Genomic DNA, 19,696 nt, shown 5'->3' with positions numbered 1-19,696 from the left:
GGCCGATGATTTTGATTATTGCGCATAGTGACTCAAAAACATGGCCGCGGTACGTGCGGCCAGTTCGTGTTGCTCGCGTGCATTCAGCATCGGTGCCACCTGTGCCAGCTGCGGCCAGAAACAGCTGCCCTTGATCAGGCTGTGGATCTGGCCGCTGGCGATTTCCATATCCAGTGCGCGCAGACGCCCGTCCGCCCGGGCGGCGACAATCCAGCGCTTGATACCGGTTTCGTAGGCAGCGAATTTTTGCATTTCCTTGCGCAGCGCCTCGGGCCGGTGGAAGAAGTAGTCGAACGCCACCCGGTTCAGTTCGAGATACTCGCGGCTGCAGATCACGGCGATTTCCGCCTCGATCAGTGCACACAGCTGCGACTGCAGGTCAGCGGTTGAATCGTAGGCCGCCGAGGGGGTTTGCGTGGCCTGCTGCCACAGGGTGCCGATCAGCTCCATGATCAGCGCTTCCTTGCTGGCGAAGTGGTTGTACACGGTGCGTTTCGACACCTGCGCCAGTGCCGCCAGCTCATCCATGCTGGTGTTCTGTACCCCCTGTTCCTGAAAGGCGCGCTTGGCCGCCTCCAGTATCGCCTGGCGCTTCAGTTCACTTCTGGTCGGCTTCTTGTCAGTCATCGGGCTCTCGGGCTGTGTGGCTGCGGCAGAGAGTTGCGCTGCCGTACTCTATAGATTTTACACTAAGTAGTTTACTTTTTGCTGTTCAGGTATAAACTACACCGTATAGTGTACTTTTAACGGCGATGTAGAGGGTAGAGCCGCGTTGCTGGCCCGCCATCGCAGGAGTAATACCATGTCTGACAGTCCGATCAGTGCCCGCGCCGCGCAGGCTGGGAAATTTCGCAATAGCGAGATCGAGTACCGCAATCCGCCGAGCAAGCTGTTCGAGATGATCAGGGCTTATATGCGCGCCGAGCGCGCGGCGCCGGTGCCCGAGCAGCCGCTGCCGCTGCGCCGGATTCCCGCGGCCGAGCTGGCCGACACGGCCGGGCCGGCGACCGTCTATCGCCTCGGGCATTCCTCGGTGCTGATGCGCCTGGACGGTCAGTACCTGCTGACTGACCCGGTCTTCAGCGAGCGCGCGTCGCCGTTGCAGTGGATGGGTCCCAAACGTTTTCATCCACTGCCGTTCGAGCTGGAGGCGCTGCCACAGATCGCGACGGTGGTACTCAGTCACGACCACTATGATCACCTGGACAAGGACAGCATCCTCGCCCTGGATCACAAGGTCGAGCGTTACGTGGCGCCGTTGAAAGTGGGTAATCACCTGCGCCGCTGGGGCGTCGCCGTGGACAAGATTATCGAGCTGGACTGGTGGCAGTCGGTATCCGTCGGCAGCCTGACCTTCACCGCGACACCCGCGCAGCATTTTTCCGGCCGCGGGCTGACCGACCGCGATAAGACGTTATGGGCCGGTTGGGCCATCGAGAGTCGCGACGCGCGGATTTTCTTCAGTGGTGATAGCGGTTATTTCAGTGGCTTCCGCGAAATCGGCGAACGTCTCGGCCCCTTCGACCTGACCCTGATCGAGACCGGCGCCTACAACGCGCTGTGGAGCGAAATCCACATGTTGCCGGAGCAGAGTGTGCAGGCGCATATCGATCTGCGCGGCGCGGTAATGCTGCCGATTCACAACAGCACCTTCGATCTGGCATTACATGATTGGTACGAACCGCTGGAGCGCGCGGCCGCGGCCGCCGCGCGGCAGGGTGTGCATCTGGTGACGCCGATGATCGGCGCCCCGCTGCAAGTTGGTGCCGCGGTCGAAACGCGGGCGTGGTGGCGCGATTTGATGGGCCCCGCGCGGGCGCAGCTGGCGCCCGACCGCTAGGGAACCTCTGAATAAGTACGTGATGTCTCTGGCTTTCAGAGCGGTTCACAATCAAGGCGCGGCTTCGCAGGAATGTCTAGACCTTTCAAGAAGTCGCAACGCGGAGTGTGAATCGCTCTGAAAGCCCCTCCGGGCGGGCCCTGAAGGCCACAGCTGCTGCGTTGCAGCTCTTGCAAAGGGCTACGGCCATTCGCGGCGAGCTGCGCCTAACATCTGCAGCCTTCAGATCCCGCAGAGACATTACGGACTTGTTCAGAGGTTCCCTAGCAATGGCAGGTCCGGCCGCGATCAACCCGGCGATTGTGCATGGCCGGGTTGATCGGCGGCGCGGCTGACGGGCCGGTACCGGTCCGTTATTTGCTCGACCAGTGGATCTGCACGATTTTCCAGTCGTCGCCATCGCGCTGGAGCACCAGCGTCTCCATCGACTGCAGGTCCAGGGTCTTGTCCTTGTATTTTCCTTCCATCCGGGTGCGGCCAAAGGCGTAGGCCAGGTTACCGACTTCGCGTACCTGCAGTTCCAGCTGGGTCACCTGCATTTTTTTCAGAAAATCGATATCCGCCTGCAGGTGGTGCCCGGCATATTCGCTTTGCGAACGCTCCACGCCGCCGCCCTCAAGAATCACCACTTTTTTCGCCAGCGCCTTGAGCACCGCGTCGCGATCACCGCCGTTCAGCGCGCGGTGAAATTCCCGCACCGCCCGGCCGGCGCCGGTGTCGAGCCCGGAAAACAGCGCCGGATCCCGCGGTGCGTGTTCATTGCTTCCGTGCGCTGCCGCGAACATGGGCAGGGTGACAGCGGCCAGCAGGAGCAGACCGAGGGAGTTGCGCAAACGCTTTTTCATAAGGTGTTCCTTATTGTTTTGTTGTCATTTTAATGGTGCCGGACCCGGCGGGTCCGGGCCGGTTATTCCGGGCCGACCAGCGTCGACAGCAACGCGGTGACCAGCAAGATGATGGCGCCCAGCAGGATTTCCGCGCGGATACTGCGCGACAGCGCGGCGGTGGTCGCCGGCAGTTGGGGGACCAGCCGCCACTTGTTCTGCGCCGCCAGCAGTAACAGCGCGCCGACCAGCAGCATTTTCAGGCACAGTGCCAGGCCGTAACCGCTCTGTACCAGGGCGGCGAAGCTGCCGAGCAATGTAATCAGGATCCAGGTGCCGCAGAGAATCAGCAATGCCACCAGCCAGGCCGCCAGCCGTCCGAAGGCCTGCATGCCGCGCCGCACCCGGTCGGTATCCGCACTGCGGCTGAGGTGCCACAGCGGATACAGGGCCCCCATCCACAGGGCGGCGACACCGGCATGCACTGACAGCGCCAGGCCCAGTAGCGGGGAGGCCTCGGCGGTGTGGCCGCGCCAGCCGAACGGCAGCAACAGCAGTGCCGTGCCCAGCAGCCACAGGGTTACTGCAACGCGACGCTGCTGCCGCAGCAGGCACAGTGCCGCCAGCCCCGCAGCGACAAAGCCGAGGGACTGGGTCAGCGCCACGCTGCCCGCCGGCGATTGCCACAGGACCGAGAGGTAAACGGGGTCGAACATACCTGTGAGGCCGGATTCGGCAAAGGCCCCCACCTGGATCAGCAGCCCCAGCGCACTGAGCAGCAGCCCGGCGCTACAGCCGGGTAGCAGATAGCGCTTTACCTGGTGCGCAATGTCATTGCGCGGGGTCCACCGCAGCGCTGTGAGGGTGCCGCCGACGGCTGCCGACAGCGCGCCGTAGAGCAGCCACTTGCTGAGCGCGAAGGCCGTCTCCCACACCGGTTATTTTCCCGCGCCGAGTACGAACGAGAAGGTTCCGGAAACCTTGTGGCCGTCGCCGCCCATGGTGGCCCAGGACACGGTGTATTCGCCGGGTTGCAGTGCCGGCAGCGGCAGGCTGATGTCTTTGGCCGCCACGGCGCCGGGCATAAAGGCGAGTTTTACCTGGCCCGCACTTTTCTCTTCGAGTGAGACATGCATCAGGCGCACGGCCTTGGCAAAGTGCAGTTGCAGTTGTTCCGGTGACTGGGCGAGCTGTGCGCCGTCGGCGGGGGTGGAACTCTCCAGGTGGGTGTGTGCCGACACCGCAGCGCTGAAGATCAGGGTGCCCAGCGCCAGAATTTTGATCAGTGATTGCTTGAACATGTTTCCTTCCTCTTTATTGAAGTTTCTCGAACCGGTTCACCCCGGCTCCCGCAAGGGCTGCCGGGGTGAACACGTCTTTTGGTCAGAACCAGGTGCGCAGGCCGATTACCCAGCTGGTGCCGCTGACCGATTCGCCGTCGTCGCGGGCGAAATCCGCCGCGTTGCCGAATTTCTTTTCGTAGTGTACGCCGAAGTAGGGGGCAAACTGCGGCGTGATTTCATAGCGCAGGCGCAGGCCCACTTCGACATTGGTCAGCCCGGCGCCGGTGCCGGCCTCGCGATCGTTCTGGCCGAAGACATCGGCCTCGAATTCCGGGCTCAGTATCCACCGCTGGGTGAACAGCAGTTCGTACTCTGCCTGCAGGCGCAGGGCACTGTCCCCGTTGTCGCCGACAAACAGCGCCGGGTTGATTTCGAAGAAGTAGGGGGCCAGTCCGTTGAGTCCGATCGTGGCCCAATTGCGGCTGCTGCTCTCCGCTTCGAAATCGTGGCGCACGCCCATCTGCAGATCCCAGTAGGGGGCGATGGCGCGGCTGTACAGCGCCTGCAGCTCGGCTTTTTCGGTGTCGCCGTCGCCGCGCTCCCAGTCGGCTTTCAGCCACAGCTTGTCGCGGTCATTGCCATACCAGGCATCGCCTTCCAGGGCGCCGCCATCGTTTTCGCGCGCTTCCAGCTGATCCAGCCTGACCATGGCCAGCGGGTGGTCGTGGTCCATCACGTGGTCGGCCAGATTGGGAGCGTGCTTCTGCTCCTGGTGGATGTCAGCGGCGGCCGGATAAGCGGCGCTCGTGTTGCCGTGACCACTGTGGGGCCCAGCCTGCTGGGCGAGGGCACTATTGGTCGCGCAGGCAGTGGCGGCCGCGAGGGCGGCCGTTAACAGAATTATTGCTCTCATTATCCCTCTCCTCGCACAACGCGCACTTCGCGGAACATGCCCGGCATGTGGTACAGCAGGTGACAGTGGTAGGCCCAGCGGCCGAGCGCATCGGCGGTCACCAGATAGCTGATCTTTGAGCCCGGTTGCACCATGATGGTGTGTTTGCGCGGAATAAACTGCGCATCACCGGTCTCCAGTTCGCTCCACATACCGTGCAGGTGAATCGGGTGCGTCATCATGGTGTCATTGACCAGCGTGACGCGGATGCGTTCGCCGTATTTCAGCACCAGCGGTTCGGCGTCGTTGAACTTGATCCCGTCCATGGACCACATATAACGCTCCATATTTCCGGTCAGGTGCAGTTGCAGCTCCCGGGTCGGTTCGCGCCGGTCGATGGTGGGGGTGAGATTGCGCAGGTCGGCGTAGGTCAGTACGCGACGGCCATAGCGTTCCCGGTGGTCGCGCAGGCCGATGCCCGGATCGTGCAGGCCGCTCGTCGGCATCGCGGAACGCATGTCGACGCCGTAGCCGTGTTCGCTGGGCAGGTGCACGATCGGTTGGTTGCTGCCGCCGCCGGCCGGGTCCAGGTTGTCGGTGTACCAGACGCCCTGCATGCCGCCGAGTTCGGGGCGGCCGCCGTGGGGGCTGTAGCCCTGTGTGCCGCCCTGCTGTTGACGGTGATTCATGCCGCTCATAGAGCCGTGCTGGCTGTGGTCCATCGTGCCCATGGTGCTGTGCTGGCTGTGGTCCATGCCACTCATATCACCCATGCCGGCGTGCTGGCTGTGCTCCATGGTGCTCATGTCACCGCCATTCATGGCCCCCTTGGCGGACATGCTGCCGTGCTCCATTTTCATCTCGCCCATGCCCATGTTGCCCATGCCCATGTCGCGGTGCGTGAGTACCGGGGCGTAGTCCATCGCCGGTACTTTTGCCTGCAGGCGCGCATCGGCAGTCAGGGTGCCGCGGGCATAGCCGCTGCGGTCAATGGTCTGGGCGAAGACGGTGTAGGCGCTGTCGCCGTCCGGCTCGACGATCACGTCGTAGGTTTCGGCCACGCCAATGCGGAATTCATCCACGCTGACCGGTTCGACGTTCTGGCCGTCGCTGGCAACGACGGTCATTTTCAGGCCCGGAATGCGCACATCGAAAATCGACATGGAAGAGCCGTTGATAAAGCGCAGGCGGACTTTCTCTCCGCGCCGGAACAGGCCGGTCCAGTTGCTGTCCGGAGTGTGGCCGTTCATCAGGTAGGTGTAGGTGTAACCGGTAACGTCGGAGATATCGCGGTCCGACATGCGCATCTCGTTCCACATCTCGCGGTCGCGGAAAGTCTGTGCCAGCCCCTTGGCGCGGATCTCCCGCCACAGGTCACCGGCGGTGCGCCGGCGCCGGTTGTAGTAGTGCCCCTCTTTTTTCAGCTTGGCGTAGATGTCGTGGGGAGACTCGTCGCTCCAGTCCGACAGCATCACCACATAGTCGCGGTCGCTCTGTACCGGGTCGGGTTCGGCTGGGTCAATCACCAGCGGGCCGTAGAGTCCGGTCTGCTCCTGGAAGTCGGAATGGCTGTGATACCAGAAGGTGCCGCTCTGCTGCACTTTGAACTGGTAGGTGAAGGTCTCGCCGGGGCGGATACCCGCATAACTGAGCCCGGGTACGCCGTCCATGTGGCTCGGCAGGATGATGCCGTGCCAGTGGATGGAGGTGTCGTGGGCGAGCCGGTTACTGACATTGAGGGTGACGGTATCGCCCTCGCGCCAGCGCAGTAGCGGCCCCGGCACGCCGCCGTTGATCGCGGTGGCAAGCCGTTCGCGGCCGGTAAAGTTGACCGGCGTGTAGTCGATGCTGAGGTCGAAGCGGTTGCCGCGCAGCGCCTGTGCCTGCGCCGGCCGGTAGCCGGTGCGCGCGGAAACCGGCAGGGAGAGCGCGGCGGCGCCGGCGGCGATACCGGTGACGAATTGCCGCCGGGACAGTTGCGGCAGCTCAATTTGGGGGCCGTTTCTTGTTTTCATTGGAACCTCAATGCTGTTGTTCGATGCTGTCTATGCGCGCATAGACACTGTCGCTGCCGTCGCTGTGCAGCAGCATCACGTTGTAGGGGGTAAAGCGTTCGCCCACTTCCATGCCCGGGCTGCCCAGCGGCATCGCCGGCACGGCCAGGCCGCGGGCGCCGGCGGGCGGATTCTGCAGGAAGCGGCGGATCAACTTCGCCGGCACATGTCCCTCGAACACATAGCCGTCGCGGGACACGCTGGTATGGCAGGACTGCAAACGCGGATCGATGTGGTGGCGATTTTTCACTGCGTTTAGGTCGTCGACATTGCGCGCATCGACCACAAAGTCGCTGGCGCGGGCGTGTGCGACCCACTGGCCGCAGCAGCCGCAGCTGGCGCTCTTGAACGTGGTGAGTTCGAGCTTGGTGCGCGCGCTGAGCGCGGCTTCCGTCTGGTTCAATTCCTTGCTGCAGCCGGTCAGGGCCAGCAACAGCAGGCTGGTGGATAACAGGATTCGCGACATGGTTCTGTACCTTGTTCGCCGGGGCAGATCAGGCGGCGCAACGCAGCGCCTACCATCGGCCGGATCAGTGTCTGGAGGTGTGGTAACAATGCGGCATGGCGGCGCCGGGCGCAGCTTGCCTGGGGATCAGGCGCGAATGGGCGGGCGCAGAGCGCTGTCGGGTTCGGGAGAGGATACAAACCGGAGATAGGTAGTGGCGTTGCCGCTACGCTGCGGTGCCACAACGAAGGATTCGTCCGCGGCCAGGGCCCCGGAACAGTGGCCGGGGCAGCAGTGACAGCCCTGGGCGACGCTGTCGCTGTCGCAGCGGTTGTCCTGATGGTGTGCCGGCGCGCAGTGACCATTGTCGGCGGTCATCGCCGCGGCCGTGGTCAGGGTGCTGTCCGTATCGATCCCACAGGATGCGGCCAGCGCCTGGCCGGTCAGGGCCAGCAGCGCAATCAGCAGCAGTGTGTGAAGGAATCCGGTTCGCATGGGATCAGCGGTGCTTTCTTGAAGATAGCGCCAAGTTTAGGGGGTGGTGCCGGTCGGCGCAAGTTGCCGGGGGCTGGGCCGCGGCCGGGTATGGCACTGTGGTTTGGTTCTGTGGTTTGGCGCTAAAGCGGGCGCGACAGAGACACTTTTGTTCTAACGATTGCCCGGCCGCTACCTTAGGTTCAATGGTGTGGAGGTGGGCGTATGGTGCAATTTCCTGCCGGATTTCGCTGCAATTACGGTTTCGCTGTGCCCGTAGTGCTGGTGCTGCTGCTGGTCATGCCGGTTGCGGCAATGGCTGCCGACTGGTTCGATGAGCAGGCCGCGGCCAGCGCCGCGGGTGCGCCGGAAATCCGCGTTTCGCTGGGTCAGCAACGCGCTTACTTTTACAAGGGCGATACCCCGGTGGGAGAGTCCCGCATCTCTTCCGGCAAGCCGGGGTTCCGTACCCCGGCCGGCCACTACCGGGTACTGGCGAAGAAAGTCCACCACAGATCCGGCCAGTTCGGCAGTTACGTCGACCGCAATAGCCACCGCGTGGTGCGCGCCGATGTGGACCGCCGCCGCGACCGGCGCCCGCCGGGTACCTACTACCGCGGCGCCAAGATGGATTATTTCATCCGCTTTAATGACGGTATCGGTTTCCATGCCTCCAGCGACGTCCCCGACTACCCGGCCTCGCACGGGTGCGTGCGTATGCCGCGCAATATGGCCCAGAAGTTCTTTCAATACGCACCGGTGGGCACGCCGGTTGTTGTTACCAACTGAGGCGGCCGCCGGCTCAGGGGGCAACAGCGCGCAATTAAAGGTTTGCGCCGCGCTGGCTGCGCACCGGTGAGCGTGCTGCGTACAGGGCGCGGCGTTTCCAGAGGTAAAACACCACCGGCAGGACCAGCAGGGTCAATGCGAGCGCACTCAGCATGCCGCCCACCATCGGTGCGGCGATACGGCTCATGACCTCGGAGCCGGTTCCGGATCCGAACAATATCGGCAGCAGGCCGACGATGATGGCAGCCGCGGTCATCATCACCGGGCGCACTCTCAGGCCGGCGCCGGCGAGTACGGCTTCACGCAGCGCTTCCTCACCGGGGCTCGCCCCCTCGCGCTCGCTGTCGCGATACATTCTGGCGTAGCTCTGGTTCAGGTACACGAGCATGATCACGCCGATTTCCACGGTAACGCCGGCCAGCGCGATAAAGCCGACGCCGACGGCGACGGAAAAATTGAAATCGAGCAGATAGATCAGCCACAGGGATCCCACCAGTGCCAGCGGCAGGGTGCCCATGATGATCGCCACCTCCTGGAAGTTGCGGAAATTCATATACAGCAACACGGCGATGATCAGCAGTGTCAGCGGAACGACATACGCGAGTTTTTCCTTCGCTCGCTGCATATATTCGTACTGGCCGGACCAGGTTACCGTGTAGCCGGCCGGCAACTGTATTTTCTTATCCACAAGGGTACGGGCCCGCGTGACATAGCTACCCACGTCCACGCCCTGGATATCCACAAAGCTCCAGCCGTTGAGCCGCGCGTTTTCACTTTTGATCGCCGGCGGCCCGCCTTCCACCGCAATTTTCGCCACATCGCCCAGCGCGATGCGCTGTCCCGCGGGTGTCACGATCGGCAGCAGCGCCAGCTGTTCCGGAGAGTCGCGATAATCCTGCGGGTAGCGCAGGTTGACCGGGTAGCGCTCGAGCCCCTCGACACTCTGGGTCACGTTCATGCCACCGATGGCAGTGGCGACAACCTGCTGCACGTCGGCGATATTGAGGCCATAGCGGGCGGCGCTTACGCGGTCGATATCCACGTTGATATAACGGCCGCCGGCGACCCGCTCCGAATAGACGGAGGCAGTGCCGGGCACGTCCTGCAGAATCCGCTCCAGCTGCTGGCCGATTTTCTGTATTTCGTTCAGGTCGGGCCCCGCCACCTTGATTCCGACTGGTGTCTTGATGCCGGTGGCGAGCATATCGATACGGGTCTTGATCGGCATGACCCAGGCGTTGGTGACGCCGGGCAGTTGCACCAGGGCATCCAGTTCTTTTTTCAGCTTGTCCGTGGTCATACCCGCACGCCACTGGTCGCGGGGTTTCAGCTGGATAAAGGTTTCGATCATGGTCAGCGGTGCCGGATCGGTGGCGGTTTCGGCGCGGCCGATTTTGCCGAAAACGGTTTTTACCTCGGGCACGGTGCGAATCAGCTTGTCGGTCTGCTGCAGCAGTTCGCGCGCCTTGCCGATGGAGAGGCCGGGGTAGGTGGTGGGCATATACATCAGGTCGCCCTCGTCCAGCGGCGGAATAAACTCGCTGCCGATCTTGTTGAGCGGCCACAGCGCGGTAAGCAGTAGTGCCAGAGCCAGCACCAGCACGAGCTTGGGAAATTGCAGCACCCGCCTGAGCGCCGGCATATAGGTACCGATCAGCCAGCGGTTGAGCGGGTTTTCCTGTTCGGGCAGCACCCGTCCGCGAATAAAATAGCCCATCAGCACCGGTACCAGGGTTACCGCCAGCGCCGCGGAGGCCGCCATCGCATAGGTCTTGGTGAATGCCAGCGGCGAGAACATGCGCCCCTCCTGCGCCTGCAGGGCGAATACCGGCAGAAAGCTCACGGTAATAATCAGCAGGCTGAAGAAGAGCGCCGGGCCGACTTCTGCGGCAGATTCGGCCACCACCTGCCAGCGGTTGGTGTCATTGAGTGGGGTGCGTTCCATATGCTTGTGCATGTTCTCGATCATCACGATCGCGCCGTCGATCATCGCGCCGATGGCGATAGCAATGCCGCCCAGTGACATGATGTTGGCGTTGAGCCCCTGCAGGTGCATCACGATAAACGCGGCGAGTATGCCCACCGGCAGGCTGATCACGGCAACCAGCGACGAGCGCAGGTGGAACAGGAAAGCGAGGCATACCAGCGCCACCACCACGAATTCCTCCAGCAGTTTGTGCCACAGGTTTTCCACCGCACGCTCGATCAGCCCCGAGCGGTCATAGACGGTGACTATTTCCACACCTTCGGGCAGGCCCTTCTTGAGTTTTTCCAGCTTGGCCTTGACTCCGTTGATGGTGTTCTGCGCGTTCTCACCGAAGCGCATCACCACAATTCCGCCGACCGCCTCGCCTTCGCCGTTCAGTTCGGCGATACCGCGCCGCAACTGCGGGCCGAGCGCAATATCGGCCAGGTCGCCGAGCAGGATCGGGGTGCCGTTGTCATCCATGCCCAGCGGTATGCTGGCCAGGTTGTCGATACTCTGGATATAGCCGTTGGTCCTGACCATGTACTCGGCTTCCGCCATTTCCACCACTGAGGCACCGACTTCCTGATTGCCGCGCTGGATCGCTGTCTGGATGTGCGACAGCGGAATACCGTAGGCGCGCAGCTTGTCCGGATCCACCTTGACCTGGTACTGCTTCACCATGCCGCCGAGCGCCGCCACTTCGGAGACGCCGGGGACGGTCTGCAGCTCGTATTTCAGGAACCAGTCCTGCAGGCTGCGCAGTTCGCTGAGATCGTGTTTGCCGCTGCGGTCCACCAGCGCGTAGAGATACACCCAGCCGACGCCGGTGGCATCCGGGCCCAGCTGCGGCCGCGCATTGGCCGGCAGGGTCGGCGCCACCTGGGAAAGATATTCCAGTACCCGCGAGCGCGCCCAGTAGGCATCGGTGTCATCGTTGAAGATAACGTAGACATAGGAATCGCCGAAAAAGGAAAAGCCGCGCACGGTCACCGCGCCGGGTACAGACAGCATCGCCGTCGTCAGCGGGTAGGTGACCTGGTCTTCGACCACCTGTGGCGCCTGGCCCGGGTAACTGGTCTTGATAATCACCTGCACGTCGGACAGATCCGGGATGGCATCCACCGGGGTCTTCTTCAGTGAATAGATTCCGGCCCCCACCAGAAACAGTGTCGCCAGCAGCACGAAAAAGCGGTTGCTGACCGACCAGCGGATAACGGCGGCAATCATGGCCGTTCCCCGCGTTGGTCGTGTTGCATCGGATGACGGGGTTCCATGCGCATGAAGTCCGAGGTTTTGCTCGATTCGGAGTCGATCAGGAACTGTGCCGATGTCACGATGCGCTCGCCTTCGCGCAGTCCTGCCAGGATTTCCACCTGTTGCTCACCGATGCGGCCGGTTTTCACATTGACGGATTTGAACCTGCCGTCGCCCAGCGCCAGCACCACGCGCGGTTTGCCGCCGGTGCGGATCAGCGCCGCGGCGGGAATCAACAGCGTCTGTTGGCCGCGGCGCGCGTGGATGGTGAGCTGGGCAAACATATTCGGCTTCAGCTGGTGGTCGCGGTTGGCAAAGCGGGTCCGTATTTGTGCCGTGCGCGTCGCTTGATTCACGGTCGGGTAGATGTAGTCGACCGTGCCGGTCAAGCTCTGCCCGGGCAGGTATTCGAGCCGCATGGTGACCGGATCGCCTTTGTTCACCTGCGCCGCCTGGCGGGCGAAGATCTCCCCGATGACCCACACGGTGTCGAGCGCGCCGATAGAAAGTATCGTCATGCCCGGTTTAACAAAAATCCCTTCGCGCACCTGGAGCTTGTCGACCACCCCGGACTGCGGCGCGTAAACCGTAACAGTGCGCTGTACCTTGCGGGTTTTGATCAGTCGGTCGATTGCACTACGCGGCAGCTGCAGCGCGTTCAAACGCTCGCGCGCTGCCCGGATCAGGAGTCGGTTGTTGTGTTTCAGTGCCAGTACCAGCTCTTCCTGGGCATTGACGAGTTCCGGGGAATAAATGGTGTACAGGGGCATGCCGCGGCTTACCGGGTCTCCGTCGGCGTTCACGTAGAGTTTTTCTATCCAGCCCTCGACGCGGGGATTGATCTGCACAAGCTGCTTTTCATCGTACTGGACATAACCCACGGTGCGGATTTCGGCGTCGAAGCGGCCGAGCTCGACGGCGGCAGTGCGCACGCCCAGGTTATTGACCACCTCCGGGGAAATGCGCACTGTGCCCGGCGCATCGCCCGCGCCCTTGCCCTCTTCATAGACCGGCACCAGGTCCATGCCCATGGGCGATTTGCCCGGTTTGTCCCGGCGGTAGTTGGGATCCATCGGCGCGACCCAGTACAGCGGTTTGCGCTGGCCGCCGCTGGCTGACTGGTCGCGGTCGCCGCGCAGTAACAGGGCGGCGCAGAGACCGATCGCGATGCCCAGCGCAATAAACAGCAGAATTTTTCTACGGTTGTTCATTTTTGCGGCTCTCCTGTTTCCGCCGGCACCCGGGTGAGCAGGTAATTCAGCTGCGCGATGACTTGCAGGCGTTCGACCGCGATATCCAGCGCATCGATCTTGGCGTTGAGCTCGGCGATACGCGCGCGCACCGCCTCGGCGAAATCGCCCTCATCGTTGTAATAGGCCGCCAGAGAAGCCTCGGCCTGTTCGCGCATTTGCGGCAATAACTGTTGCCGATAGAGCGTGCGGCGCTGGTCGAGGCGGATCAGTTGCAGGCGCGCATTCTCCAGCTGCGCGAGCAGTTTGCGGATCAGCAGGGATTTCTCGGTTTCCGTGGCGGCGGTGCGCGCCACCGCGGCGCTGAGGATTTTGTCCTGCCGTTTGGCGGTGAACAGCGGCAGATCAAAACTGACCCCGACGGTGAGCAGATCGGTGCGCTCCTGTCCCGCGGGGTCTTCGCCGCGGATACCGTAAGCGGCCTTGAGGCCCCATTCGGGTTTATATTTCTGCCGCGCCAGATCGATACCGGTGGCCGCCGCATCGATCTTGGCATCCAGCGCCAGTACTGCCGGGTGCAGGTGCAGCTGCTGGTACCAGGCGGAAGCGGGGCGCCTGTCCTTTACCGGCAGCAGGGGTTCGAGGTGCGGCAGGGCCCCGCCGGTAGTTCCGGCGCCCTGTACCCATTCGGCCAACTTGCGCTCGGCGCTGTCCCGGCGCTGTTGCAGCACCGTCAGGCGGTCGTCGAGTCGGGTCAGTTCCAGTTGCGCACGGATGACATCCGGTTGGCGTGTGCGGCCCTGCGCCGACGCATAGCCGGCCACGGCGGCATCCACGAGTTGCTCGAACAAGGCGCGGTCACCCTCGATCAGGTGGATGCTCTCCCGTGCGCGGTAGGCGTCCAGCCATAACCGCGCCACCACCGCGGTGACCCGGGCACGCCGATCTGCGCGCAGCAGGGGCTCGCGGGCGGCGAGCAGCTCTTTCTGCTGGCGGGAGAGCGCGCGGCTGTGGCCGCGCGGAAACATCTGGCTGATGCCAAGGGCGAATTGGGTCATCGGCTCCTGGCCGAAATTGAAGGTGTCCGTGGGGAAGTTGAGCGCGGTAACCGCCACTTGCGGGTCCGGCAGCTGGGCGGCCGCAATGGCTTCGTCTTCCAGCGCGGCTTCGGAGTAGCGGCTGCCGTCCAGCCACGGATCGCTGCCCACGGCGATGGCGATGGCCTGATCAAAGGTCAGCTGGTCTTGCGCCGCGCCATACGATGGCATCAGCGCGGCCGCGAGCGCGAGCCACACGGCGTAAATGGAGGGTCTCATGCAATATGCTCTTCACTGCTCGATGGGTAACGGCGGCCACTGGGGCCGGTTACGGAGTCCGCAGGCGCACTTCGCCTGGGAGTTTAGGCAATCGGCGGACGGAAGAGCTGGCAGAAAGGGGGCGGCGGAAAGAGCGAATTGACCGCAACCGCATTGGGCAGACGCGCGACTGGCGGCTGAATATCCAGCACCGCCGGTGGCAGCGCCGAATAAAAACATCCACTGAGCGCGCAACCGCTGCCGGGGCTCGGGCAACAGCCGCACTGCGCTGTTGCGCTTTTGTGCATGCTGGATTCCGCGGCGGGCATATCCATGCAGTCCATCGGCATTGCTGTCGCTGCAGCCTCTGACGGCGAGACTGGCGCAGATACGGCGCCCACGGCCTGGCCGATCAGGGCCGCCGTAAGGATCAGTATCGCTGCGAGTTGGCGCTTCACCGGGATGTATACCGACATTGCATGGGTGGAGGGCATAAGATAACACACCGGCGCACATCCGGATCAGCGCCACTGTTGTTTGTCATCCGTTCCTTTTCATTGCTCACCCATTCCGGGCCGTCGCCCGACTCCGGGAGTTTGGCCGGTGGCCCCCGATACGCGGTAAACTGTGCCGCAGTTTTTCAGTGAGATTTATGACGGGGGAGCCCGGCTTTGGCCACAAAACGCAAAACCGCCTATGTCTGCAACGAGTGCGGCGCCGACTACAGCAAGTGGGCCGGCCAGTGCAGCGCCTGCGGCACCTGGAACAGCCTCAGCGAAGTGCGCCTGGGGCCGGATCACAAGGACAGCCGCGCGGCCAACTTCACCGACGCCGAGGCCGGCTATGCCGGCGCCGCCGGTGCCGGCAAGGTGCAGAAACTCTCGGAGATCGATCTCAGCGAGCTGCCGCGCATCCCCACCAACGCCGCCGAGCTGGACCGGGTGCTCGGTGGCGGCCTGGTGCCCGGATCGGTGGTGTTGATCGGCGGCCACCCGGGCGCCGGCAAGTCCACGATTCTGCTGCAGACCCTGTGCCACCTGGCGCGCAGCATGCCGGCGCTGTACATCACCGGTGAGGAATCCCTGCAACAGGTGGCCATGCGCGCCAAGCGCCTGGGGCTGCCGGCCGACGATCTGCAGATGCTCAGCGAGACCGATGTGGAGCGCATCTGCCTGGTGGCCAAAGACGTGAAACCGCGGGTGATGGTGGTGGATTCCATCCAGGTGATGCATATGTCCGATGTGCAGTCGGCCCCCGGTTCCGTCGCGCAAGTACGCGAAAGTGCCGCCTACCTGACCCGCTTCGCCAAGCAGACCGGCACCGCCCTGATTCTGGTCGGCCACGTCACCAAGGACGGCAGCCTCGCCGGCCCCAAGGTACTGGAGCACATCATCGACTGCTCGGTATTGCTGGAAGGCACCCACGATTCCCGCTTCCGCACCCTGCGCGCGCACAAGAACCGCTTCGGCGCGGTCAATGAGCTGGGCGTGTTCGCGATGACCGAACAGGGCCTGAAAGAAGTTTCCAACCCCTCGGCGATCTTCCTGCAGCGCGCCGAGGAGGTGGCGGCCGGCTCGGTGGTGACGTCCGTATGGGAGGGCACACGGCCGCTTTTAGTGGAGCTGCAGGCGCTGGTGGACGACAGCAGCCTCGGCAACCCGCGCCGGGTGGCCGTGGGCCTGGACCAGAACCGCCTGAACATGCTGCTGGCGGTGCTGCACCGCCACGGCGGCGTATTGGTGGGCGACCAGGATGTATTTATCAATGTGGTTGGCGGGGTCAAGGTGATGGAGACCAGCGCCGACCTGACCCTGCTGCTGGCGGTGGTGTCCAGTTTCCGCAACCGCGCGCTGGCCCGCGACCTGATGGTATTTGGCGAAGTGGGCCTGGCCGGAGAGATACGCCCGGTGCCCTCCGGTCAGGAGCGCCTGCGCGAGGCGGCCAAGCACGGTTTCCGCAAGGCCATAGTCCCGGCCGCCAATCGCCTGAAAAACGATATCGACGGCATGGAAATGGTGCCGGTGAAAACCCTGGCCGAGGCGCTGGCGGCGATTGATATGGATTGAGCGCGCGCCCCGGCCACCCCGGTAGGGGCGGGCTCAGGCCAGCTGGCGGTCGGCAACCCGATACATGGCGAGGTAGCCGAGACCAACAGCCAGGGGCAGGGCGGCGATGCCCAGCAGCGCCTTGAACGCGCTGTGACTCGGGTCGGGGATGCAAAAACCGAACAGGGCGATGCCGGCGGCGACCATGATCCAGGCAATGCTGTTGCGCAGATCCTGTTGCGGGTGCGGCCGGTTGTCGGCGCCCAGATGTTCGAGCAGTTCCGGTGTCAGTTCGATACCTTTATCCAGGGCCATACGCACCGTTTGCTGGATTTCCAGCGCTTTGCGTGCGCGAAAGTGCAATACCATCCACAGTGATGCGCCGATCAGCAGGAAAAAGGCGAAGGGAACCAGTAGCTCGAGCGTGTCTTCGTTCATTGTGTACTCCAGGTGCAGTGCAAATAGTGCTTGTTGTTGCCGGTATGATGCGCTGACGGGCCGGTTTGGATTCACCCGTTGTTTGCGGGTATGCTGGCCGCGCCCTGCTCCCATCGCCGGGGGCCGCCGGCACCCGCCAGCCCAGGACGCCAACGTAGCAATGGTCTTTATACCCCGGATCCTCTCCCTCCTTCTGCTGGCGGTTGCGCTTCCGGCCGCGGCCCAGTCCCACATCGCCTCCCTGAACCTGTGCATCGACCAGATACTGCTGAACTGGGTCGCGCCGGACAGGATCGTCTCGGTCACCTGGCTGTCCGCCGACGACCACTACCGCTCGGCGCCGTTGCCAGAGGGCATTTACCTGAACCGCGGTCGCGCCGAGGAGCTGCTGCGCCTGCATCCGGATCTGGTGCTGGTCGGCCAGTACGGCGCGCAGCGCGCGGCGCGGCGGTTGCGTGACCTGGGCGTGAGGGTGGTGGACATTCCCGATGCCTACAGTCTTCAGCAGCTGGTGCAGCAACTGGATGCGCTGCAGAGTGCACTGGGCGATATTCCCCGCCTGGCGGCGGAAAAAGCGCAGCTGCAACAGGTGCTGGCGCAGCCGCAACCATCGGCGGAATCGCCGGCGCGGGCCACGGCGCTGATCCTGTCCGCCAACAATATTACCTACGGCAGCGGCATGCTCGAACACCAGCTGCTCGAGCGCGCCGGCTTCAAGAACCTCGGCGCGGCCGATGGCACCAAGCAGCTGCGCCGGGTCAGCCTGGAAGAAGTGATCGCCGCGCAGCCGGATCTGCTGGTGCTCTACGGCGGCGACAACGACTTCGCCCTGGCGCACCTGGCCGAGCGCCACCCGGTGATCCGCCGCTATATCGACAGCGGCCGCACGTTTACCCTGCCAGCGGCGCTGGGTTACTGTCCGGCGCTGGTGGCGAGCGACGTTCTGCAACAGCTCGAAAAAAAGAGAGAGTCCCTTGGCATTCCGTCTTCCCGATAACCGCGCTGGCTGGGCGCTGCTGGCGCTGGCGCTGGCACTGCCGCTGGCGCTGCTCGCGGCGCTGGCCAGCGGGCCGGTGCCCATCGATCTGGCCAATGCCATCGCCCGCGGCTGGCACAGCGAGGCCAGCGATGCGGTGATCCTGTGGCAGCTGCGCCTGCCGCGCGCGCTGCTGGCGATTCTGGTCGGTGCGGCGCTGGGCATGGGCGGCGCGGCGATGCAGGGCATGCTGCGCAACCCGCTGGCGGAGCCGGCGCTGCTGGGGGTGAGCAGCGGCGCGGCGCTGGCGGCGATAGTGCTGCTCTACTACGGATTTTCCCTGCAGGGGTTCTGGGGCGCGGCCTGGCAGTCGGGCTGGCTGTTGCCGCTGTTGGCGATGGCCGGTGCCTTTGCCGCGGTGCTGTGTGTGTGGTTGCTGGCCGGGCGCGGTGCCAGTGCCAGCCGCCTGGTGCTGGCGGGGGTGGCGATCAATGCATTTCTGTCGGCGTTGATGGCGCTGGCCCTGAATTACGCGCCGAGCATGTTTGCGATGCAGGAGATTGTCTTCTGGCTGCTGGGGTCGCTGGCCAACCGCGGCTGGGACCAGCTGCTGCTGGCGCTGCCGTTTATCCTGTTCGGCGCGTTGCTGCTGTTTGCCGCGCGCAATTACCTGCGCGCGCTGTCGCTGGGCGAGGCCAGTGCGGCATCGCTGGGCTTTCGCGGCAAGCGCTACCCGTTGCTGGTGCTGCTGGGAATCGCCGCGGCGGTGGGGGCGGCGGTGGCGGTGGCCGGTACCATCGGCTTTGTCGGCCTCGTGGTACCGCACCTGGTGCGGCCGCTGGTGCGGCGCGACCCGGGCCGGCTGCTGTGGGCCAGCGCCCTGGCCGGGGCACTGCTGCTGTTGCTGGCGGATATTCTGGTGGTCAATTTTGTCGGGGCGCAGGAGCTGCGCATCGGCGCGGTGACCGCGTTTATCGGCGCGCCCTTCTTTTTCTGGCTGATTGTCAGTGCGCGGCGGGGGCGAAGCCTGTGAAGCGAGAGCCTGTGGAAATCACCTGTGAACAGCTGTCCCTGAAGCGCGGTGGCCGCCGGGTTCTCGACGAACTCCGCTGCGTGTTCCACCCGGGGGAACTGACTGCGATAGTCGGCCCCAATGGCGCCGGCAAGAGCACGCTGCTGGAAATTCTCGCCGGCATATTGTCGCCGACATCCGGTGCGCTGCGCTTCGACGGCCGCGATACGCAGCGCATTCCCGCGGCAGAACGGGCGCGGCTGTGCGCTTACCTGCCGCAGGCGGAGACACCGGCCTGGAGCCTTGCGGCGGCGGATATGGTGGCGCTGGGACTGCTGCCCTGGGGGCGCCGCGACGGCGATAGCGAGCGCATCGACACGGCACTGCAGCTGGTGGATGCCGGCGTGCTGGCACAGCGGCCGGTGACGGAGCTGTCCGGCGGCGAGCTGCGCCGCGTGCAGTTGGCGCGGTTGCTGGTCGGCGAGGCGCCGCTGTTGATCGCCGACGAGCCCAGCGCCGCGCTGGATATCCGCCACCAGCTGCAACTGATGCACAACTTCCGCAGGGTGGCCGACGCCGGCAAGACAGTGATATTGGCGCTGCACGACCTGGCGCTGGCGGCGCGCTTCTGCGATCGGGTACTGCTGTTGCAGGACGGGCGCCTGCGCGCCCAGGGCGCACCCGAGGATGTATTCACCCCGGCGCTGATCGGTGATGTCTATGGCATCAGTTGTGAGTTTCGCTGGCGCAATGGCGTGGCGGATTTTGTGCCGCTGGACTTGATTTGAGCCCCGTTGACCTATTCAGTGGCGACCCTGTTACCGGGGACTGTTTGCCAGACACGCTGTGTATACATCCCTGTACGCTCTACACGGCCATCCATGGCCGCGTAAGGTCTGGTAAACAGCCCCCGGCA

The 19,696-nt window shown here is 64.0% G+C and carries 19 protein-coding genes; 6 read left to right on the top strand and 13 right to left on the bottom strand.

The window, feature by feature from the left end; all coding sequences use genetic code 11:
• Positions 1-15: 15 nt before the first annotated feature.
• Entirely contained in the window at positions 16-627 is a 612-nt protein-coding gene (locus tag ABDK11_RS16145) for a TetR/AcrR family transcriptional regulator (RefSeq protein WP_346837546.1), read from the bottom strand.
• Between the two features lie 175 nt (positions 628-802).
• On the opposite strand from ABDK11_RS16145, the gene ABDK11_RS16140 reads away from it, so the two are divergent.
• The gene (locus ABDK11_RS16140) at positions 803-1,840 is read left to right on the top strand and encodes an MBL fold metallo-hydrolase (RefSeq protein ID WP_346837545.1); all 1,038 of its coding nucleotides are present in this window, start codon (positions 803-805) and stop codon (positions 1,838-1,840) included.
• A 353-nt stretch (positions 1,841-2,193) separates the two neighbouring features.
• Here the strand turns inward: ABDK11_RS16140 and ABDK11_RS16135 are convergent, their stop codons facing one another.
• The 7 genes from ABDK11_RS16135 to ABDK11_RS16105 form a co-directional block, all read right to left on the bottom strand.
• Complete coding sequence (locus ABDK11_RS16135; protein ID WP_346837544.1) at positions 2,194-2,685, bottom strand: nuclear transport factor 2 family protein; 492 nt, start codon at positions 2,683-2,685, stop codon at positions 2,194-2,196.
• Positions 2,686-2,747: 62 nt separating this feature from the next.
• Positions 2,748-3,599 carry a CopD family protein gene (locus ABDK11_RS16130; protein ID WP_346837543.1) on the bottom strand — a complete coding sequence of 284 codons (852 nt, stop codon included), beginning with the start codon at positions 3,597-3,599 and terminating at the stop codon, positions 2,748-2,750.
• A 3-nt stretch (positions 3,600-3,602) separates the two neighbouring features.
• Positions 3,603-3,965 carry a copper resistance CopC family protein gene (locus ABDK11_RS16125; RefSeq protein ID WP_346837542.1) on the bottom strand — a complete coding sequence of 121 codons (363 nt, stop codon included), beginning with the start codon at positions 3,963-3,965 and terminating at the stop codon, positions 3,603-3,605.
• Positions 3,966-4,047: 82 nt separating this feature from the next.
• Positions 4,048-4,860 (bottom strand): copper resistance protein B, encoded by an 813-nt coding sequence (locus ABDK11_RS16120; protein ID WP_346837541.1) that lies wholly within the window; start codon positions 4,858-4,860, stop codon positions 4,048-4,050.
• Positions 4,860-6,854 (bottom strand): copper resistance system multicopper oxidase, encoded by a 1,995-nt coding sequence (locus ABDK11_RS16115; RefSeq protein ID WP_346837540.1) that lies wholly within the window; start codon positions 6,852-6,854, stop codon positions 4,860-4,862. The genes ABDK11_RS16120 and ABDK11_RS16115 overlap by 1 nt, the downstream gene beginning before the upstream one ends.
• A gap of 7 nt (positions 6,855-6,861) precedes the next feature.
• Positions 6,862-7,359, bottom strand: coding sequence for a DUF411 domain-containing protein (locus ABDK11_RS16110; RefSeq protein ID WP_346837539.1), 498 nt, complete (start codon positions 7,357-7,359; stop codon positions 6,862-6,864).
• A 126-nt stretch (positions 7,360-7,485) separates the two neighbouring features.
• Positions 7,486-7,833, bottom strand: a complete 348-nt coding sequence (locus ABDK11_RS16105) for a hypothetical protein (RefSeq protein ID WP_346837538.1) — start codon at positions 7,831-7,833, stop codon at positions 7,486-7,488.
• Between the two features lie 204 nt (positions 7,834-8,037).
• On the opposite strand from ABDK11_RS16105, the gene ABDK11_RS16100 reads away from it, so the two are divergent.
• On the top strand, positions 8,038-8,601 hold the full coding sequence (locus ABDK11_RS16100) for a L,D-transpeptidase (RefSeq protein ID WP_346837537.1): 564 nt from the start codon (positions 8,038-8,040) through the stop codon (positions 8,599-8,601).
• Positions 8,602-8,635: 34 nt separating this feature from the next.
• Here ABDK11_RS16100 and ABDK11_RS16095 read toward each other — a convergent pair whose 3' ends face one another.
• The 4 genes from ABDK11_RS16095 to ABDK11_RS16080 form a co-directional block, all read right to left on the bottom strand.
• On the bottom strand, positions 8,636-11,797 hold the full coding sequence (locus tag ABDK11_RS16095) for an efflux RND transporter permease subunit (RefSeq protein ID WP_346837536.1): 3,162 nt from the start codon (positions 11,795-11,797) through the stop codon (positions 8,636-8,638).
• Positions 11,794-13,035, bottom strand: coding sequence for an efflux RND transporter periplasmic adaptor subunit (locus ABDK11_RS16090; protein ID WP_346837535.1), 1,242 nt, complete (start codon positions 13,033-13,035; stop codon positions 11,794-11,796). Before ABDK11_RS16090 ends, ABDK11_RS16095 begins: the two co-directional genes overlap by 4 nt.
• The gene (locus tag ABDK11_RS16085) at positions 13,032-14,330 is read right to left on the bottom strand and encodes a TolC family protein (RefSeq protein ID WP_346837534.1); all 1,299 of its coding nucleotides are present in this window, start codon (positions 14,328-14,330) and stop codon (positions 13,032-13,034) included. The genes ABDK11_RS16090 and ABDK11_RS16085 overlap by 4 nt, the downstream gene beginning before the upstream one ends.
• An 83-nt stretch (positions 14,331-14,413) precedes the next feature.
• Complete coding sequence (locus ABDK11_RS16080) at positions 14,414-14,803, bottom strand: hypothetical protein (protein WP_346837533.1); 390 nt, start codon at positions 14,801-14,803, stop codon at positions 14,414-14,416.
• Between the two features lie 177 nt (positions 14,804-14,980).
• Here ABDK11_RS16080 and radA point away from each other — a divergent pair, with 177 nt between their 5' ends.
• Positions 14,981-16,375 carry a DNA repair protein RadA gene (gene radA, locus ABDK11_RS16075; protein ID WP_346837532.1) on the top strand — a complete coding sequence of 465 codons (1,395 nt, stop codon included), beginning with the start codon at positions 14,981-14,983 and terminating at the stop codon, positions 16,373-16,375.
• A 33-nt stretch (positions 16,376-16,408) separates the two neighbouring features.
• Here the strand turns inward: radA and ABDK11_RS16070 are convergent, their stop codons facing one another.
• Positions 16,409-16,792 carry a DUF6249 domain-containing protein gene (locus ABDK11_RS16070; protein ID WP_346837531.1) on the bottom strand — a complete coding sequence of 128 codons (384 nt, stop codon included), beginning with the start codon at positions 16,790-16,792 and terminating at the stop codon, positions 16,409-16,411.
• A 160-nt stretch (positions 16,793-16,952) separates the two neighbouring features.
• Between ABDK11_RS16070 and ABDK11_RS16065 the strand changes: the two genes are divergently transcribed.
• The 3 genes from ABDK11_RS16065 to ABDK11_RS16055 are packed head-to-tail and all read left to right on the top strand — an operon-like array spanning position 16,953 to position 19,568.
• Entirely contained in the window at positions 16,953-17,789 is an 837-nt protein-coding gene (locus tag ABDK11_RS16065) for an ABC transporter substrate-binding protein (protein WP_346837530.1), read from the top strand.
• On the top strand, positions 17,767-18,801 hold the full coding sequence (locus ABDK11_RS16060) for an iron ABC transporter permease (RefSeq protein ID WP_346837529.1): 1,035 nt from the start codon (positions 17,767-17,769) through the stop codon (positions 18,799-18,801). The genes ABDK11_RS16065 and ABDK11_RS16060 overlap by 23 nt, the downstream gene beginning before the upstream one ends.
• Entirely contained in the window at positions 18,798-19,568 is a 771-nt protein-coding gene (locus tag ABDK11_RS16055) for an ABC transporter ATP-binding protein (protein ID WP_346837528.1), read from the top strand. The genes ABDK11_RS16060 and ABDK11_RS16055 overlap by 4 nt, the downstream gene beginning before the upstream one ends.
• Positions 19,569-19,696: the final 128 nt, after the last annotated feature.

The organism is Microbulbifer sp. SAOS-129_SWC (genome assembly GCF_039696035.1).
Taxonomy (GTDB): Bacteria; Pseudomonadota; Gammaproteobacteria; order Pseudomonadales; family Cellvibrionaceae; genus Microbulbifer.
The sequence above is the reverse complement of the archived record's forward strand: the minus strand, read 5'-3'. Positions and strand labels throughout refer to the sequence as shown.

Coding starts and splice junctions, on each gene's coding strand:
- ABDK11_RS16145 (WP_346837546.1), bottom strand. CDS start 627: ATGACTGACAAGAAGCCGACCAGAAGTGAACTGAAGCGCCAGGCGATA.
- ABDK11_RS16140 (WP_346837545.1), top strand. CDS start 803: ATGTCTGACAGTCCGATCAGTGCCCGCGCCGCGCAGGCTGGGAAATTT.
- ABDK11_RS16135 (WP_346837544.1), bottom strand. CDS start 2,685: ATGAAAAAGCGTTTGCGCAACTCCCTCGGTCTGCTCCTGCTGGCCGCT.
- ABDK11_RS16125 (WP_346837542.1), bottom strand. CDS start 3,965: ATGTTCAAGCAATCACTGATCAAAATTCTGGCGCTGGGCACCCTGATC.
- ABDK11_RS16120 (WP_346837541.1), bottom strand. CDS start 4,860: ATGAGAGCAATAATTCTGTTAACGGCCGCCCTCGCGGCCGCCACTGCC.
- ABDK11_RS16115 (WP_346837540.1), bottom strand. CDS start 6,854: ATGAAAACAAGAAACGGCCCCCAAATTGAGCTGCCGCAACTGTCCCGG.
- ABDK11_RS16110 (WP_346837539.1), bottom strand. CDS start 7,359: ATGTCGCGAATCCTGTTATCCACCAGCCTGCTGTTGCTGGCCCTGACC.
- ABDK11_RS16105 (WP_346837538.1), bottom strand. CDS start 7,833: ATGCGAACCGGATTCCTTCACACACTGCTGCTGATTGCGCTGCTGGCC.
- ABDK11_RS16100 (WP_346837537.1), top strand. CDS start 8,038: ATGGTGCAATTTCCTGCCGGATTTCGCTGCAATTACGGTTTCGCTGTG.
- ABDK11_RS16095 (WP_346837536.1), bottom strand. CDS start 11,797: ATGATTGCCGCCGTTATCCGCTGGTCGGTCAGCAACCGCTTTTTCGTG.
- ABDK11_RS16090 (WP_346837535.1), bottom strand. CDS start 13,035: ATGAACAACCGTAGAAAAATTCTGCTGTTTATTGCGCTGGGCATCGCG.
- ABDK11_RS16085 (WP_346837534.1), bottom strand. CDS start 14,330: ATGAGACCCTCCATTTACGCCGTGTGGCTCGCGCTCGCGGCCGCGCTG.
- ABDK11_RS16080 (WP_346837533.1), bottom strand. CDS start 14,803: ATGCCCTCCACCCATGCAATGTCGGTATACATCCCGGTGAAGCGCCAA.
- ABDK11_RS16070 (WP_346837531.1), bottom strand. CDS start 16,792: ATGAACGAAGACACGCTCGAGCTACTGGTTCCCTTCGCCTTTTTCCTG.
- ABDK11_RS16065 (WP_346837530.1), top strand. CDS start 16,953: ATGGTCTTTATACCCCGGATCCTCTCCCTCCTTCTGCTGGCGGTTGCG.